We start from the raw sequence: 13544 nt of genomic DNA, 5'->3' as shown, positions 1-13544 counted from the left end.
CCGGCCGGGCCAGCTATTCGGTATAGATCATTTTCCGGGTCATGCCGCCATCGGCGACGAACTCGGCGCCGGTGCAGAACCCCGAGTCCGGCCCGAGCAGGAAGGCGGCGAGCGCCGCGATGTCCGCCACGGTGCCGACGCGCCCGGCAGGGTGCTGCGCGTGGTCGGACGGGGCGATCGGGTATTTCCCGGTATCGATCCAGCCGGGGCTGATGCAGTTCACCCGCACATCCGGCCCGAGCGAGACGGCAAGCGCATGGCTGAGCGCCACGATCCCGCCCTTCGCCGCGGCGTAGCTCTCGGTGTCCGGCTCGGACATGTGCGCCCGCGTCGAGGCGATGGTGACGATGGCGCCCCTCGCCGCCCGCAGCATCGCCTCCGCCCCGCGCACGAGGAGAAAGATGCTGGTCAGGTGGGTGTCGATCACCGCGCGCCATTCGGCGAGGCCGAGCGCGCCGATCGGCTTGCGGATCATGAACCCGGCATTGCAGACCAGCCCGTCGAGCCGGCCCTCATGCGCCGCGACGCCCTCGATCAGCCGGGCGACATCCGCCTCGTCGGCGACGTCGCAGCGCACGAGGCGCACCCCGTCGGGCGGTGTCAGGCCCTCGATATCGCGATCGGCCGCGACCACGCGCCAGCCAAGCACAGCGAGATGCGCGCCGATCGCGGCCCCGATGCCGCGCCCGCCGCCGGAGACCAGCGCCACCCGCCCCGTCATCGCAAGTGCCCCGTCGCGCCGCCCGTCACGCCGCGCCCGCGACCTTCGACTTGAGCTGCCCGCAGGCGGCGAGGATGTCCTGCCCGCGCGGGGTGCGCACGGGGGCGGCATAGCCGGCATCCATCACGATGTTGGCGAAGCGGCGGATGGCGTTGCCGCTGGAGGTTTCATAGGTCGAGCCCGGCCAGGGGTTGAACGGGATCAGGTTCACCTTGGCCGGGATGCCGTCGATCAGCTCGACCAGGCGGCGGGCATCGGCCTCGCTGTCGTTGATGCCCTTGAGCATCACGTATTCGAAGGTGATCCGCCGCGCGTTCGAGGCGCCGGGATAGCGCCGGCAGGCGGCGATCAGCTCGGCGATGTTGTATTTGCGGTTGAGCGGCACGATCACGTCGCGCACGTCGTCGGTCACGGCGTGCAGCGACACCGCGAGATTGACGCCGAGTTCCGCCCCCGCCCGGTCCATCATCGGCACGACTCCGGAGGTCGAGAGCGTGATCCGCCGGCGCGACAGGCCGATGCCCTCGCCGTCCATCACGATCTTCATCGCCTTGGCGACGTTCTCGTAATTGTAGAGCGGCTCGCCCATGCCCATCAGCACGATGGTGGAGAGCAGCCGCGGCGTCTCGCCCTTCGGGCTCGGCCATTCGCCATAGGCGTCGCGCATCGCCATGAACTGGCCGACGATCTCGGCGGCGGAGAGGTTGCGCGTCAGCCGCTGGGTGCCGGTGTGGCAGAACCGGCAGGACAGCGTGCAGCCGACCTGCGAGGACAGGCACACGGCACCTCGATCCTCGGTGACATCGGGGATGTAGACGGTCTCGACCGCCTCGTGGTCGCGGAAGCGGAACAGCATCTTGCGCGTCTCGTCGGCGCTGAGATGGTCCGCCGCCACTTCGGGCCGGCCGATGGCGAACCGTTCGGCGAGCTTCGCGCGCAGGGGCTTGGCGATATTCGCCATCGCGGCGAAATCGGTCACCCCCTGGTGGTAGATCCAGTGCCAGAGCTGCTTGGCGCGGAAGGGCTGCTCGCCGATCTCGGCCATCGCCGCGGCGAGTTCCTCGCGCGAGAGGCCGACGAGGTCGCGCCGCCCGTCCGCCAGCTCGTTCGAGGGCGGGGCGAACAGCGCGGCCTTGGCGAGGATGCGCGCCCGCGCCGCCTCGTCCAGCCCGTCCGTCGCCGGCGCGTCCGCGCGCATCGCCGCCGTCACCCGGTCAGGACTTCGCCTTGTGCCCGGCCGGCGGGCAGGCCTTGACGATCGCCTTGTAGGCATCTCCGAACCCGTCGAGGCTGAACGTGTCGCTCACCGCCTTCGCCCCCTTGCCCGTGCTCGCCACGGCCGAGGCGCCGCCGAGGAACGCCTTCACCGTCGCCGGGCCCTTGAGCGCGTAGGCCATGTTGTCCTTGGTGAAGAATTTCAGCGCGGCGCCGCCGACCTTGACCGTCACGTCCTGCTTCTTGGCGTAGGTGACGCCCTGGCTGAGCGAGATCTCGTCGCGGAACGTCGCGCGTTCGGCCACGGTGAGCATCGCCGGCGCGGTCTTCGACCCCTTTTCCGGCTTGGCCGTGGCGAAGGCGTAGCAGACCATGTCCGGGCCGGTGCCGTAGGTCGCCGCCGTCCAGGCCTTGAACGTGCCGAGCGGCTTCGGCTGGTCGGCGGCCCTGGCCGCGAGGGGCGCGACGAGCGGCAGGGCGATCGCGGCGCCGAAAAGGTATGCGGTGGATTTTTTCATGAGCACGAGCCTTACGCCGGCACCCGGCCGGCCGCAAGCGGCGAGACGCGGCCGGCGGGCCGCGAACGGCCCGGCCGGCCGAAGCACGCCGGTCAGTGATGGTCGTAGCGGATGCCGATATCGACCTGGCGCAGCGCCTCGTTCACCGCCCGGAGCGCTGCGATGCGATGCCCGCCCTTGTCGCGGTCGGCGATCTGCAACTGGTGGCGCGCGGCGAGCAGCGCCCGGCGCGCCTGCATCATGTGCCCCTGATATTCGGCCTGGGCGACACCGCCGGCAAGACCGCCGGCGATCAGCGCGCCGCCCAGGATCGCCGCGAATTGCTTGCGCGAAATGTTCATCACGTCGGAACTCCCCATGGTTGACGAGAGTGCTACAAGGGGCGACGAAGATGACCGGATCGCGGCGGTCCTGTGACATTCCGGTGAATTCTTGCCGGTGCGTTCTGGCCGGTGAACGCCGGCCAGTGAGCCCGGGCGCCGCGCCGGCCCCGACACCACGGAGGTTCCAGAGGGATGCGCCACCGCCGCACCGCCGCCACGACCCGCCTCGCGGCCCTGCTGCTCGCCTGCGGCGCCCTCGCCGGCTGCGCCGGCGGCGGCCAGACCGCCTATTACCGCAAGAACCCGCACGCGCTGATGCGCCAGGTGGTCCGCTGCGAGAACAATGGCGGCGCGCTGGCCAACACCCCGCATTGCCGCGAGGTGCTGCGCATCAACAACAGCCTATTCTGAGACGCCGCCGAAGCGCGCGATCAGCGACGAGGTGTCCCAGCGCCGCCCGCCCATCTGCTGCACATCGGCATAGAACTGGTCGACCAGCGCGGTGAGCGGCAGCCGCGCCCCGGTTTCCTTCGCCTGGGCGAGGCAGATGCCGAGGTCCTTGCGCATCCAGTCCACCGCGAAGCCGAAATCGAATTTTTTCTCCGTCATCGTCTTCCAGCGGTTTTCCATCTGCCAGCTCTGCGCAGCACCTTTCGAGATCGCGCCGATCACCTTCGCCGCGTCGAGCCCGGCGGCCTCGGCGAAATGCAGCCCCTCGGCGAGGCCCTGGACGACGCCGGCGATGCAGATCTGGTTGACCATCTTGGCGAGCTGCCCGGCCCCGTGCGGCCCGATATGGCTGATATTCGCGCCGTAGCAGCCGACCACCGGCTTCGCCCGCTCGAAATCCGCCGCCTCGCCACCCATCATCACCGTGAGCTTGCCGTTCTCCGCCCCGGCCTGGCCGCCGGACACCGGCCCGTCCATCACGCCGAAACGCCCGCCGGCGGCCTCCGCCAGATCGCGCGCCACCGTGGCCGAGGCCGTGGTGTGGTCGACGAACAGCGCGCCCTCCTTCATGCCGGCGAAGGCGCCGTCCGGCCCGATCGTCACCGAGCGGAGATCGTCGTCGTTGCCGACGCAGCAGAACACGAAATCGGCCCCCGCCGCCGCCTCGCGCGGGGTCGGCGCCGCCGTGCCCTTGTGCTGCCTGGTCCAGGCCTCGGCCTTGGCGTGGGTACGGTTGTAGACCGTCACCTCATGCCCGCCGGCGGCCAGATGCCCCGCCATCGGATAGCCCATCACCCCAAGCCCGATGAACGCCACCTTCGCCATTTTTCTGCTCCTTCCCTGAAATTCCGTTCAGCCGGCGGCGCCCGCCGCGATCAGCCGGTCGATCTCGGCGGCCGGATAGCCCAGCTCCGCCAGCACGTCCCGCGTGTCCGCGCCGGGCGCCGGCACGTCGCGCCGCGCCGTGCTGCGCGCCCCGTCCATGCTGATCGGCAGGCCCGGCAGGCCGATTTTCCGCCCGTCCGGCAGGCTGACCTCGACCAGCCCGCCCGACTCCCGCAGGTGCGGATCGGCGAACAGGTCCGCCGGCTTCGCGATCGGCGCGAAGGGCAGGCCCAGCCGTTCGCAGCGCGCGACCAGATCCGCCGCGCTGAACCGCGCGAAGGCGGCGGCGATCACCGGCAGGGTGCGCGGGCGCGCCGCCCGCCGCTCGGCCTGCGTCGCCAGCCCCGGATCGTCGGCCAGCGCGGCCAGCCCGAACTCGGCGCACAGCACCTTCCACTGCGTGTCGGTGACGACGCCGATGAAGATCTGCTGCCCGTCCTTCGTGTTGAAGATGTCATAGACCGGCCAGGCCACGTCGCGCGCGCTCATCGGCGCCGGCTCGACGCCGGTGATGGCCGCCTGCGCCATGTGCTGCGCCATCAGCATCGCGACGCTCTCGAACAGGCCGGACTGCACGTGCTGGCCGCGCCCGGTCCGCTCCCGCTCGGCGAGGGCGGCGAGCACCGCGATGGCGCCGTAGCTGCCGCCCATGATGTCGATCACCGAGGCGCCGGCCCGCAGCGGCTGGCCGATCGGCCCGGTCATGTAGGCGAGGCCGCCCATCATCTGCACCACCTCGTCGAGCGCGGTGCGGTGTTCGTACGGCCCGGGCAGGAAGCCCTTGAGCGAGCAGTAGATGAGCCGCGGGTTTTGCGCCGCGCAGGCCGCGTAGCCGAGGCCGAGCCGCTCCAGCGCGCCGGGGCGGAAATTCTCGGTCAGCACGTCGGCCCGCGCCACCAGGTCCCGCGCCACTTCGAGCCCCTCGGGCGATTTCAGGTCGAGCATGACGCTGCGCTTGTTGCGGCTCGCCATGGTGAAGAAGCCGATTCCCGAGCCGGTCAGCCGGCGGGTGTTGTCGCCGTCCGGCATCGGCTCGATCTTCACCACGTCGGCGCCGAGATCGCCGAGGATCAGCCCGGTCGTCGGCCCCATCACCATGTGCGCGAACTCGACGACGCGCAGCCCCGCCAGCGGTGTGCCGCTCATGCCGCGCCCCTCACGCCGCCTGGCGATAGGTGCGCGGAATGCCCGCCTTCGCGACCTGGCCGTGCATCGGCTCGGCCGGCAGCCCCTCGTGCAGCAGGCGCCGCGCGGCGATCAGCGCCGCAAGGTCGATGCCGGTGCCGAAGCCCATGCTCTCCAGCATGAACACGAGATCCTCGGTGACGATGTTGCCCGACGCCCCGGGCGCGAACGGGCAGCCGCCGAGCCCGGCGAGGGCGGCGTCGAAATCCCGTATCCCGACCTCGAGCCCGGCCAGCGCGTTGGCGAGGCCGAGGCCCATCGTGTCGTGCAGGTGCAGCCCGCGCAGCGCCGGGCCGATCTCGCGCCGCACCGCCCGCACGACCGACTTGATCTGCGCGGGGTTGGCGTAGCCCACCGTGTCGGCGAGGCCGATCTGCTCCACCCCCGTCTCCGCGAGTGCGGCGGCGATGCGCACCACCTCGCGCTCGGGCACCACGCCGTCGATCGAGCAGCCGAAGGCGGTCGAGCAGGCGACCTCGATTTCCGCCGGATTGCCCGCGCTTTCCATCCACTCGACGATCTGGCCGACCACCGCCACCTGCTCGTCCGGCGCGCGGTTCAGGTTGGCGCGCGAATGCCCCTCGCTCACCGAGACCGGAATGCTGACCCGGTGCGCCCCGGCCGCCACCGCCGCCTGCGCCCCGCGCAGGTTCGGCGCCAGCGCGACGACGACGAGGCCCGGAATCTCCTTCGCGAAGCGGACCACCGCCTCGGTATCCGCCATCTGCGGGATGAGCTTCGCCGGCACGAAACTGCCGACCTCGATCTCCTTCACCCCGGCCTTCGCCAGGGCGGCGATCCAGTCGCATTTCGCCCCGGTCTCCATTCTCGACTTCGCCATCTGCAGCCCGTCGCGCGGGCCGACCTCGCAGATCATCACATGCTCGCTCATGGCCGCAATCTGCGCCCACAGCACCGCCGGGACAAGCCCCGCGCCGCCGGGTTTGGCAGGGCGCGCCGGCAATGCTACGAACCCGCGCGATGACCGCCGTGACCCCATCGCCGAAGGCCGCCGAGGCCGCCACCAACGGGCTCGTGCTCGCCCTGCCCAAGGGCCGCATCCTGAAGGAATGCGCGCCGCTGCTCGCCGCCGCCGGCATCGCGCCCGAGCCGGACTATGCCGACGAGAGCAGCCGGCGGCTGCGCTTCCACACCGCGATCCCCGAGCTCGACGTGATCCGCGTGCGCAGTTTCGACGTCGCCACCTTCGTCGCCTTCGGCGCCGCCGAGATCGGCATCTGCGGCGCCGACGTGCTGATGGAGTTCGACTATCCGGAAATCTACGCGCCGCTCGATCTCGGCATCGGCGCCTGCCGCATCGCCGTCGCCGAGCCGGCGGACGCGGCCGGGCGCACCGATTTCGGCCGCCTCTCGCGCGTGCGCGTCGCCAGCAAATACCCCAACATCACCCGCCGGCATTTCGCCGCGCGCGGCATCCAGGCCGAGATCGTGGCGCTGAACGGCGCGATGGAGCTGGCCCCCGGCCTCGGCCTGTCGCGCCTGATCGTCGACCTGGTGCAGACCGGCTCGACGCTGAAGGCCAACGGCCTGGTCGAGACCGAGACCATCGCCCATGTCACCTCGCGGCTGATCGTCAACCGCACCGCGCTGAAGACAAGGCCGGAGGAAATCGCCCACTGGATCGCCCGCTTCCGCGACGCGCTGGCCGCCGCATGATCCGCCGTCTCCACACCGCCGAACCGGGCTTCGCCGCCGCCCTCGCCGCCCTGGCCAGCGACCGCGCCAGCGCCACCGACGTCGCCGCCCCGGTCGCCGCGATCATCGCCCGGGTGCGCGCCGAGGGCGACGCCGCGCTGATCGACCTCACCCGCCGCTACGACCGCTTTCCCCTCACGCCCGAAACCCTGCGGGTGAGTGCCGCCGAGATCGACGCCGCCTGCGCCCGCGTCGGCGCCGAACAGCTTGAGGCGATCGACCTCGCCGCGACCCGGATCGAGGCGTTCCACCGCGCCCAGCTGCCGCGGGACATCGCCTTCACCGACGCCGCCGGCGCGCGGCTCGGCCTGCGCTGGGGGCCGCTCGACGCCGTCGGGCTCTACGTGCCGGGGGGCAAGGCGTCCTACCCCTCCTCGGTGCTGATGAACGCGATTCCCGCCCGGGTCGCCGGCGTCGGGCGGATCGCGATGTGCGTGCCGACGCCGGACGGGCAGATGAACGACCTCGTCCTCGCCGCCGCGCGGCGCGCCGGGGTGGCGGAGATCTACCGCGTCGGCGGCGCGCAGGCCGTCGCCGCCCTCGCCTACGGCACCGCCACCATCGCCCCGGTCGATCGCATCGTCGGGCCGGGCAACGCCTTCGTCGCCGAGGCGAAGCGGCAGGTGTTCGGGCAGGTCGGCATCGACTCCATCGCCGGCCCCTCGGAAGTGCTGATCATCGCCGATGCCGGGCAGGACCCGTGGCGCGTCGCCCTCGACATGATCGCCCAGGCCGAGCATGACGAGGCGGCGCAGTCGCTCCTCGTCACCGACGATGCGGCGCTGGCCGAGGCCGTCGCCGCCGAACTCGCCCGCGCGCTGGAAACCCTGCCCCGCGCCTCGATCGCCGCCGCCTCGCTCGCCGCCCATGGCGCGATCATCATCGCCCGCGATCTCGACGAGGCCGCCGAGATCGCCAACCGCGTCGCCCCGGAGCATCTCCAGGTGATGACCGCCGATCCGGACGCCGTCTTCGCCCGCATCCGCCATGCCGGCGCCGCCTTTCTCGGCGCCGACGCGCCGACCGCGATCGGCGACTACGTCGCCGGGCCCAACCATGTGCTGCCGACCGGCGGCACGGCGCGGTTCTCCTCCGGCCTGTCGGTGTTCGACTTCCTCAAGCGCACCACCTTCGTCGCCCTCGATCCGGCGGCGATGGCGTCCATCGGACCCGCCGCGGCGACGCTGGCGGTGGCCGAGAGCCTCGACGGCCACGCCCGTTCCATCCGCGCAAGGCTGACCCGCAACCGGGCGGAAAACTTGACCTGAACGCGCCATCGGCTCATTTGAACCGCATGTTGCAATTTTTTATCGAGGTTTGATGTCAAAAGAAGACATGATCGAGTTCAGCGGCACCGTCGCGGAGCTGCTCCCGAACGCGATGTTCCGGGTGAAACTCGACAACGACCATATCATTCTCGCCCATACGAGCGGCAAGATGCGCAAGAACCGCATCCGCGTGCTGGCCGGTGACCGCGTCAACGTTGAAATGACGCCCTATGATCTGACCAAGGGCCGGATCACCTTCCGCTTCAAGTAAGCCGGACCGCCGCATGGCCGACCTGATCCTGGCCTCGTCGAGCCCCCGCAGGCTCGACCTGTTGCGTCAGCTCGGCATCGTCCCCGACGCGGTGATGTCCCCCGATATCGACGAAACCCCGCACAAGGCGGAACCGCCCCGGCTCTACGCCGCGCGCATGGCGGCGGAGAAGCTCGCTTCCGTCACCGCGCCGGGCGCCTTCGTCATCGCCGCCGATACCGTCGTCGCCCTCGGCCGCCGCATCCTGCCGAAAACCGAAACCGAGGCCGAGGCGCGCCGCTGCCTCGACCTGCTCGCCGGCCGCCGCCACCGGGTGCATTCCGCCGTCGCCGCGCGCGGGCCGGACGGGCGCATCGCCGCGCGCAACGTGATGACCACCGTCGGCTTCGCCCGGCTCGACCGCGACGCCGCCGAGGCCTATCTCGCCAGCGGCGAATGGCGCGGCAAGGCGGGCGGCTACGCGATCCAGGGCCGGGCGGCGGGGTTCGTCGATTTTCTCGCCGGCTCGCATTCCGGCGTGGTCGGCCTGCCCCTGCACGAAACGCTGAACCTGCTGCGCGGCCTCGGCTGGCGGGCATGAGCGCCGTCATCCGCGCCGGGCTGCGCGGCGGCACGGTGCATCTCGCGCTGACCGAATCCGGCACTCTCGCCGGCTACACGCGCTGGCGGCCCGACGCGCCGGATGGCGTCGGCGATCTCCGCTCCGGCCGGATCACCGCCCGCGCCCCGGCACTTGGCGGCGCGTTCGTCGATCTCGGCGACGGATCGGGCTTCCTGCCCGACAGCGCGGGCGGCAAGAGCCTCGCCGAGGGCGATGCCGTCGCGGTCCGCATCACCCGCGCGCCGCAGGGCGGCAAGGGCCCGCGCCTCGCGCTGGCGGAAGGTGTAGCACCCGGCGCGAAGCCCGGCCTGCTCGCCCGCGGCCCCGGCCCGATCGCCGAGTTCCGCGCCCTGCATCCGGCCGCGCCGATCCTCGCCGATGACTGGGAACTCGTCGCCCTGCTGCGCGCGGCGCATGAAGGGGTCGCGCACGATCCGGCCAGCCTCGCCCCGGTGGCGGAGGAGATCGCCGCACTCGCCGAGCCGGTCTTTCCGCTGCCGCAGGGCGCGCGCGGCACGGTCTGCCCGACGCCGGCGCTCACCGCGATCGACATCGATGCCGGCGCGGCCACCGCCGAGCGGGGCGACAAGCATGGCGCGCAGTTGCGGCTCAACCGCGCCATCATTCCCGAACTCGCCCGGCAGATCCGGCTGCGCAACCTCGCCGGCGCGATCCTGGTCGATTTCGCCGGAATGAAACCCGCCGCCCGGCCGAAACTGGCCCCCGACCTTGCCGCCGCCCTCGCGCGCGATCCGCTCCGCCCGCGCCTGCTCGGCTTCTCGGCACTCGGCTTCGCCGAGATCAGCCGCCCCCGCATCCGCCCGCCGCTGCACGAGTTGCCGCCATGACCGACGAACCGGCTCCCGACCGCCGCCCCCGCCGCAAACCCGCCGGCGCCTGCCCGATCTGCGGCCGGAAGGCGCAGGAGGCGCACCGCCCGTTCTGCTCGGCGCGGTGCCGCGCGATCGATCTCGGCCGCTGGTTCGGCGAGGATTACAGGTTGCCGAGCGACGAGGCGCCGTTGACCGATTCCGAATAGGTCTCGAGCCGGGCGAGCGCGGCCGCCACGTCCGGCACCACCTCGATCAGCTCGCGCGCCGACGGCCGGGCGAAACCGTCCTCGATCACGCCGTCGATCAGCGCCGCCACCCGGCTCGCCCAGCCGCGGATGTCGATCAGCAGGATCGGCTTGGTGTGGCGGCCGAGCTGCTTCCAGGTGAGGATCTCCATCAGCTCGTCCAGCGTGCCGAGCCCGCCGGGCAGCACGACGAACGCGTCCGCCCGGGCGAACATGCGCCGCTTGCGGGTATGCATCGTGTCGGTGACGATCAGTTCGGTCAGGCCGGGAAACTCGACCTCACGGGCGCGCAGGAAATCGGGGATGATGCCGGTCACCGCCCCGCCGGCGCCGAGCGCGGCCCCGGCGGTCGCCCCCATCAGCCCGACATTGCCGCCACCGAACACCAGGGTCATGCCCCGCGCGGCCAGCCCCTCGCCGAGGGCGCGCGCCGCCGCGAGATAGTCGGGCGCCGCCCCCGGGGACGAGCCGCAAAATACCGTGACCGAAATGTGACTCATATTCCAGAATTACCTGCCGAACCTTTCGAGACGGCCGTCCTCGTGGCAGGATAATGCAGGATAGGCAAGCGATCGGCATCAAGAGTTCTTTACATGTCAACCAACCAGACCCCCAGCGGCGAGAGCCAGGGCGAACGGACGCGCGCTCCCGGCTGGCTGCCCGGTGCGGCGATCGGCGCGCTCGGCCTCTGCGCCGTGATCGGCCTCGCCGTGCTCGGCAACCGCCGCGACATCGAACCGACCCGGCCGGTCGCGCCGCCGCCGAACGCCACCGTCCATCCCGCCGCGTCGCCGGCCAGGCCCGCCGGCACCCCGAGCTTCGACACGGTGCGCGTCGATGCCGGCGGCAACGCGGTGATCGCCGGCCACGCCGCGCCCGGCGCCACCGTCACCATCACCGCCAACGGCAAGACGATCGGCACGGTGAAGGCGGATTCCTCCGGCAGCTTCGCCTTCGTCACCTCCCGCCCGCTGCCCGCCGGCGGCCAGCAGCTCGCCCTTTCCGCCACCGGCCCCGGCGGCCAGACCCTGGCCAGCAACCGCGACGTCACCGTCTCGGTGCCCGCCGCGCCGAACGAGGGGCCGCTCGCGGTGCTCGCCGGCAAGAGCGGCGAGCCCTCGAAGGTGCTGAGCGGCCAGGGCCCGGCGCCGGGCACGCTCGGCATCGGCTCGGTCGACTACGACGGCAAGGGCCACGCGCTGATCGCCGGCACGGCGAAGCCCGGCGCGCAAGTCTCGCTCTCGCTCGACGGCGCTCCGCTCGGCACCGCGACCGCCGGCCCGGATGGCCGCTGGACGCTGAAGGTCGAGCACATGCCGGCGAAGCCCGGCACCTTCAGCCTCACGGCGCATGACGCGAAGGGGGCCGTCATCGGCGAGATGAAGACCGCCTACGCCCCGCGCCCGGTCGGCCCGGTCGCGCCGCACCATGTCGTGATCGAGCGCGGCGACTGCCTGTGGCTGATCGCCCGGCGCGTCTATGGCCGCGGCGTCGACTATTCGCTGATCTACAAGGCGAACGAGGCGAGCATCCGCGATCCCAACCTGGTCTATCCCGGCCAGCGCTTCGTGCTGCCGCCCGCATCCGGCGCCGCGCCGGCGCCGGCGGCCGCAACGGCCCGGCCCGCGCCGCCCGCCGCCCGGCCCGCGCCGCCGCCGGCCAGCGCCGGCACGAGCTGATCCCGCCCCTGGGCGAAGGGCGTTCTTGCCAGTCCTCGCCCCGCTCGCCATAACCCGCGCATGGACATCATCGACTCCGTGCGCGCCGCCCTGGTGCCGCCGCACCGCGCCGGCCGGCCGTTCATCGCCGCCGGCCTCGTCGTCTTCCTGATCGGCCTCGCCACCGCCGGCTGGCTGGCCTGGCTCGGCGCGCTGTTCGCGCTGTTCTGCCTGTTCTTCTTCCGCGACCCCGCGCGCGTGCCGCCCGCCCGGCCCGATGCCCTGCTCGCCCCGGCGGATGGCCGCGTCGTCATCATCGACGAGGCGCTGCCGCCGCCCGAGCTCGGCCTGCCGGCGGTGATGATGCCGCGCATCGCCACCTTCCTCTCGGTGCTCGACGTGCATGTGAACCGCGTGCCGATGGCCGGCATCGTCACCCGCATCTCCTACCGCCACGGCAAGTTCGTGAACGCGGCGGCGAAGGAGGCCGAGGAGAACGAGCGCAACGCCCTCGCCATCCGCCTCGATTCCGGCGCCGAGATCGCGGTGGTGCAGATCGCCGGGCTGATCGCGCGGCGCATCCTGTGCGACGTGCACGAGGGCGACCGGGTGGAAACCGGCGCGCGCTTCGGCATCATCCGCTTCGGCAGCCGCACCGATCTCTATCTGCCGCCCGGCACGGTGCCGCTGGTCGCGGTCGGCCAGCGCATGGTCGGCGGCGAGACGGTGATGGGCCTGCTGCCCCCCGCCGCGCCGCAAGGCGGGTCATGAGCGGGGCGGAAAAGCCGCCGCTCTTCGCCCTGCCCCGGCGCCGCCCGCCGCGCCGCCCCCGCCTGCGCGGCATGAGCTTCAACCGCATGCTGCCGAACCTGCTGACCCTGTTCGGCCTCTGCGTCGGCTTCAGCGCGATCCGCTTCGCGCTCGAGCAGCGCTTCGGCGGCGCGGTGATCGCCATCGCCGTCGCCGGCGTGATCGACGGGCTGGACGGCCGGCTCGCCCGCCTGCTCAAGGCCACCTCCCGCTTCGGCGCGGAATTCGACAGCCTGTCCGACTTCCTCTGCTTCGGCGCGGCGCCGGCGCTGGTGCTCTATCTCTGGTCGCTCAGCGCCTGGGGCGCGTTCGGCTACCTGCCGCCGCTGATGTTCACCGCCTGCATGGCGCTGCGCCTCGCCCGATTCAACGCGGCGATCGACGAGATCCCGCACGAGGCCGATGGCCACCTGCCCGCCTTTCGCTTCGCCGGCAACTTCTTCACCGGCGTGCCCGCCCCGGCGGGGGCGGCGATCGCGCTGCTGCCGATCTATCTCGGCCTCGAGGCGGCGCGGCACGGCGGCGCCGGCCTCGCCACCCTCGCCCGCGCGCCGGCGCTCAGCGCCGCGGTGCTGGTCGGCACCGCGCTGCTCTGCATCTCGACGCTGCCGGTCTGGAACTTCAAGAACTTCAAGGTGCCGCCGCACTACGTCATCGGCATCCTGCTCGGCGTGATCGTCGCCGCCGCGGTGCTGATGGCCGATCCCTGGCTCGGCCTCTCGCTGCTCGTCGTCGCCTACCTGGCGATGCTGCCGTTCAGCCGCCGCAGCTTCAAGCGCCTGCAGGCCGAGGCCGAGGCGCGCTGGCGCCAGGGGGCCGAACGCGGCTCGGAATAGCGCGCGGCG

General features: G+C 72.1%; 17 protein-coding genes and 1 pseudogene. 10 read left to right on the top strand and 8 right to left on the bottom strand.

Annotated features, from left to right (window positions below):
* Positions 1–13: 13 nt before the first annotated feature.
* From ACRY_RS16005 to ACRY_RS15990, 4 genes are all read right to left on the bottom strand, one after another.
* Entirely contained in the window at positions 14–721 is a 708-nt protein-coding gene (locus tag ACRY_RS16005; protein WP_012040248.1) for an SDR family oxidoreductase, read from the bottom strand.
* Positions 722–746: 25 nt separating this feature from the next.
* The gene (gene rlmN, locus ACRY_RS16000) at positions 747–1919 is read right to left on the bottom strand and encodes a 23S rRNA (adenine(2503)-C(2))-methyltransferase RlmN (protein WP_012040247.1); all 1173 of its coding nucleotides are present in this window, start codon (positions 1917–1919) and stop codon (positions 747–749) included.
* Positions 1920–1935: 16 nt separating this feature from the next.
* Positions 1936–2454, bottom strand: coding sequence for an invasion associated locus B family protein (locus ACRY_RS15995; RefSeq protein ID WP_007423646.1), 519 nt, complete (start codon positions 2452–2454; stop codon positions 1936–1938).
* 92 nt (positions 2455–2546) lie between these two features.
* A complete protein-coding gene (locus ACRY_RS15990; protein ID WP_155856392.1) occupies positions 2547–2798 on the bottom strand; it encodes a hypothetical protein in 252 nt (83 codons plus the stop codon).
* Positions 2799–2969: 171 nt separating this feature from the next.
* Between ACRY_RS15990 and ACRY_RS15985 the strand changes: the two genes are divergently transcribed.
* Positions 2970–3188 carry an EexN family lipoprotein gene (locus ACRY_RS15985; protein WP_012040245.1) on the top strand — a complete coding sequence of 73 codons (219 nt, stop codon included), beginning with the start codon at positions 2970–2972 and terminating at the stop codon, positions 3186–3188.
* Here the strand turns inward: ACRY_RS15985 and ACRY_RS20605 are convergent.
* From ACRY_RS20605 to ACRY_RS15970, 3 genes and pseudogenes are all read right to left on the bottom strand, one after another.
* Positions 3180–4061: pseudogene (locus ACRY_RS20605) on the bottom strand (NAD(P)-dependent oxidoreductase); the annotation flags it as partial. The gene ACRY_RS15985 and the pseudogene ACRY_RS20605 sit on opposite strands and share 9 nt — an antisense overlap.
* 18 nt (positions 4062–4079) lie before the next feature.
* Complete coding sequence (locus ACRY_RS15975; protein WP_012040243.1) at positions 4080–5258, bottom strand: CaiB/BaiF CoA transferase family protein; 1179 nt, start codon at positions 5256–5258, stop codon at positions 4080–4082.
* A 10-nt stretch (positions 5259–5268) separates the two neighbouring features.
* Entirely contained in the window at positions 5269–6189 is a 921-nt protein-coding gene (locus tag ACRY_RS15970; RefSeq protein WP_035188942.1) for a hydroxymethylglutaryl-CoA lyase, read from the bottom strand.
* Positions 6190–6278: 89 nt separating this feature from the next.
* On the opposite strand from ACRY_RS15970, the gene hisG reads away from it, so the two are divergent.
* Genes hisG through ACRY_RS15940 form a run of 6 tightly spaced genes read left to right on the top strand, consistent with a single transcriptional unit; the run spans position 6279 to position 10192 of the window.
* Positions 6279–6974, top strand: a complete 696-nt coding sequence (gene hisG / locus ACRY_RS15965) for an ATP phosphoribosyltransferase (protein ID WP_007423640.1) — start codon at positions 6279–6281, stop codon at positions 6972–6974.
* A complete protein-coding gene (gene hisD, locus ACRY_RS15960) occupies positions 6971–8281 on the top strand; it encodes a histidinol dehydrogenase (protein WP_012040240.1) in 1311 nt (436 codons plus the stop codon). Before hisG ends, hisD begins: the two co-directional genes overlap by 4 nt.
* Before the next feature lie 52 nt (positions 8282–8333).
* Complete coding sequence (infA, locus tag ACRY_RS15955; RefSeq protein ID WP_007423639.1) at positions 8334–8552, top strand: translation initiation factor IF-1; 219 nt, start codon at positions 8334–8336, stop codon at positions 8550–8552.
* 13 nt (positions 8553–8565) lie between these two features.
* Positions 8566–9132 carry a Maf family protein gene (locus ACRY_RS15950; RefSeq protein ID WP_007423638.1) on the top strand — a complete coding sequence of 189 codons (567 nt, stop codon included), beginning with the start codon at positions 8566–8568 and terminating at the stop codon, positions 9130–9132.
* Positions 9129–10001, top strand: a complete 873-nt coding sequence (locus tag ACRY_RS15945; protein ID WP_012040239.1) for a ribonuclease E/G — start codon at positions 9129–9131, stop codon at positions 9999–10001. The genes ACRY_RS15950 and ACRY_RS15945 overlap by 4 nt, the downstream gene beginning before the upstream one ends.
* Positions 9998–10192: a DNA gyrase inhibitor YacG gene (locus ACRY_RS15940; protein ID WP_035188934.1), complete on the top strand. Its 195-nt coding sequence runs from the start codon at positions 9998–10000 to the stop codon at positions 10190–10192. Before ACRY_RS15945 ends, ACRY_RS15940 begins: the two co-directional genes overlap by 4 nt.
* Here ACRY_RS15940 and ACRY_RS15935 read toward each other — a convergent pair.
* Positions 10147–10731, bottom strand: coding sequence for a TIGR00730 family Rossman fold protein (locus tag ACRY_RS15935; protein ID WP_007423636.1), 585 nt, complete (start codon positions 10729–10731; stop codon positions 10147–10149). The two genes, ACRY_RS15940 and ACRY_RS15935, sit on opposite strands and share 46 nt — an antisense overlap.
* A gap of 93 nt (positions 10732–10824) precedes the next feature.
* Between ACRY_RS15935 and ACRY_RS15930 the strand changes: the two genes are divergently transcribed.
* The 3 genes from ACRY_RS15930 to ACRY_RS15920 are packed head-to-tail and all read left to right on the top strand — an operon-like array spanning position 10825 to position 13535.
* Positions 10825–11910: a LysM peptidoglycan-binding domain-containing protein gene (locus tag ACRY_RS15930; RefSeq protein ID WP_012040238.1), complete on the top strand. Its 1086-nt coding sequence runs from the start codon at positions 10825–10827 to the stop codon at positions 11908–11910.
* 60 nt (positions 11911–11970) lie between these two features.
* Positions 11971–12660: a phosphatidylserine decarboxylase gene (locus tag ACRY_RS15925; protein WP_012040237.1), complete on the top strand. Its 690-nt coding sequence runs from the start codon at positions 11971–11973 to the stop codon at positions 12658–12660.
* Positions 12657–13535, top strand: a complete 879-nt coding sequence (locus tag ACRY_RS15920) for a CDP-alcohol phosphatidyltransferase family protein (protein WP_012040236.1) — start codon at positions 12657–12659, stop codon at positions 13533–13535. Before ACRY_RS15925 ends, ACRY_RS15920 begins: the two co-directional genes overlap by 4 nt.
* The last annotated feature ends 9 nt before the right edge of the window (positions 13536–13544 follow it).

Origin of the sequence: Acidiphilium cryptum JF-5, assembly GCF_000016725.1 — a bacterium.
In the GTDB taxonomy this organism is placed as follows: domain Bacteria; phylum Pseudomonadota; class Alphaproteobacteria; order Acetobacterales; family Acetobacteraceae; genus Acidiphilium; species Acidiphilium multivorum.
This window is presented reverse-complemented; position numbering and strand designations above follow the sequence as displayed.

Bases quoted from the DNA above. Each gene is read 5' to 3' on its own strand.
- ACRY_RS16005 (WP_012040248.1), bottom strand. From the start codon at position 721: ATGACGGGGCGGGTGGCGCTGGTCTCCGGCGGCGGGCGCGGCATCGGG.
- ACRY_RS15950 (WP_007423638.1), top strand. From the start codon at position 8,566: ATGGCCGACCTGATCCTGGCCTCGTCGAGCCCCCGCAGGCTCGACCTG.
- ACRY_RS15985 (WP_012040245.1), top strand. From the start codon at position 2,970: ATGCGCCACCGCCGCACCGCCGCCACGACCCGCCTCGCGGCCCTGCTG.
- ACRY_RS15935 (WP_007423636.1), bottom strand. From the start codon at position 10,731: ATGAGTCACATTTCGGTCACGGTATTTTGCGGCTCGTCCCCGGGGGCG.
- infA (WP_007423639.1), top strand. From the start codon at position 8,334: ATGTCAAAAGAAGACATGATCGAGTTCAGCGGCACCGTCGCGGAGCTG.
- ACRY_RS15930 (WP_012040238.1), top strand. From the start codon at position 10,825: ATGTCAACCAACCAGACCCCCAGCGGCGAGAGCCAGGGCGAACGGACG.
- ACRY_RS15920 (WP_012040236.1), top strand. From the start codon at position 12,657: ATGAGCGGGGCGGAAAAGCCGCCGCTCTTCGCCCTGCCCCGGCGCCGC.
- hisD (WP_012040240.1), top strand. From the start codon at position 6,971: ATGATCCGCCGTCTCCACACCGCCGAACCGGGCTTCGCCGCCGCCCTC.
- ACRY_RS15945 (WP_012040239.1), top strand. From the start codon at position 9,129: ATGAGCGCCGTCATCCGCGCCGGGCTGCGCGGCGGCACGGTGCATCTC.
- ACRY_RS15970 (WP_035188942.1), bottom strand. From the start codon at position 6,189: ATGAGCGAGCATGTGATGATCTGCGAGGTCGGCCCGCGCGACGGGCTG.
- hisG (WP_007423640.1), top strand. From the start codon at position 6,279: ATGACCGCCGTGACCCCATCGCCGAAGGCCGCCGAGGCCGCCACCAAC.
- ACRY_RS15975 (WP_012040243.1), bottom strand. From the start codon at position 5,258: ATGAGCGGCACACCGCTGGCGGGGCTGCGCGTCGTCGAGTTCGCGCAC.
- rlmN (WP_012040247.1), bottom strand. From the start codon at position 1,919: ATGCGCGCGGACGCGCCGGCGACGGACGGGCTGGACGAGGCGGCGCGG.
- ACRY_RS15925 (WP_012040237.1), top strand. From the start codon at position 11,971: ATGGACATCATCGACTCCGTGCGCGCCGCCCTGGTGCCGCCGCACCGC.
- ACRY_RS15940 (WP_035188934.1), top strand. From the start codon at position 9,998: ATGACCGACGAACCGGCTCCCGACCGCCGCCCCCGCCGCAAACCCGCC.
- ACRY_RS15995 (WP_007423646.1), bottom strand. From the start codon at position 2,454: ATGAAAAAATCCACCGCATACCTTTTCGGCGCCGCGATCGCCCTGCCG.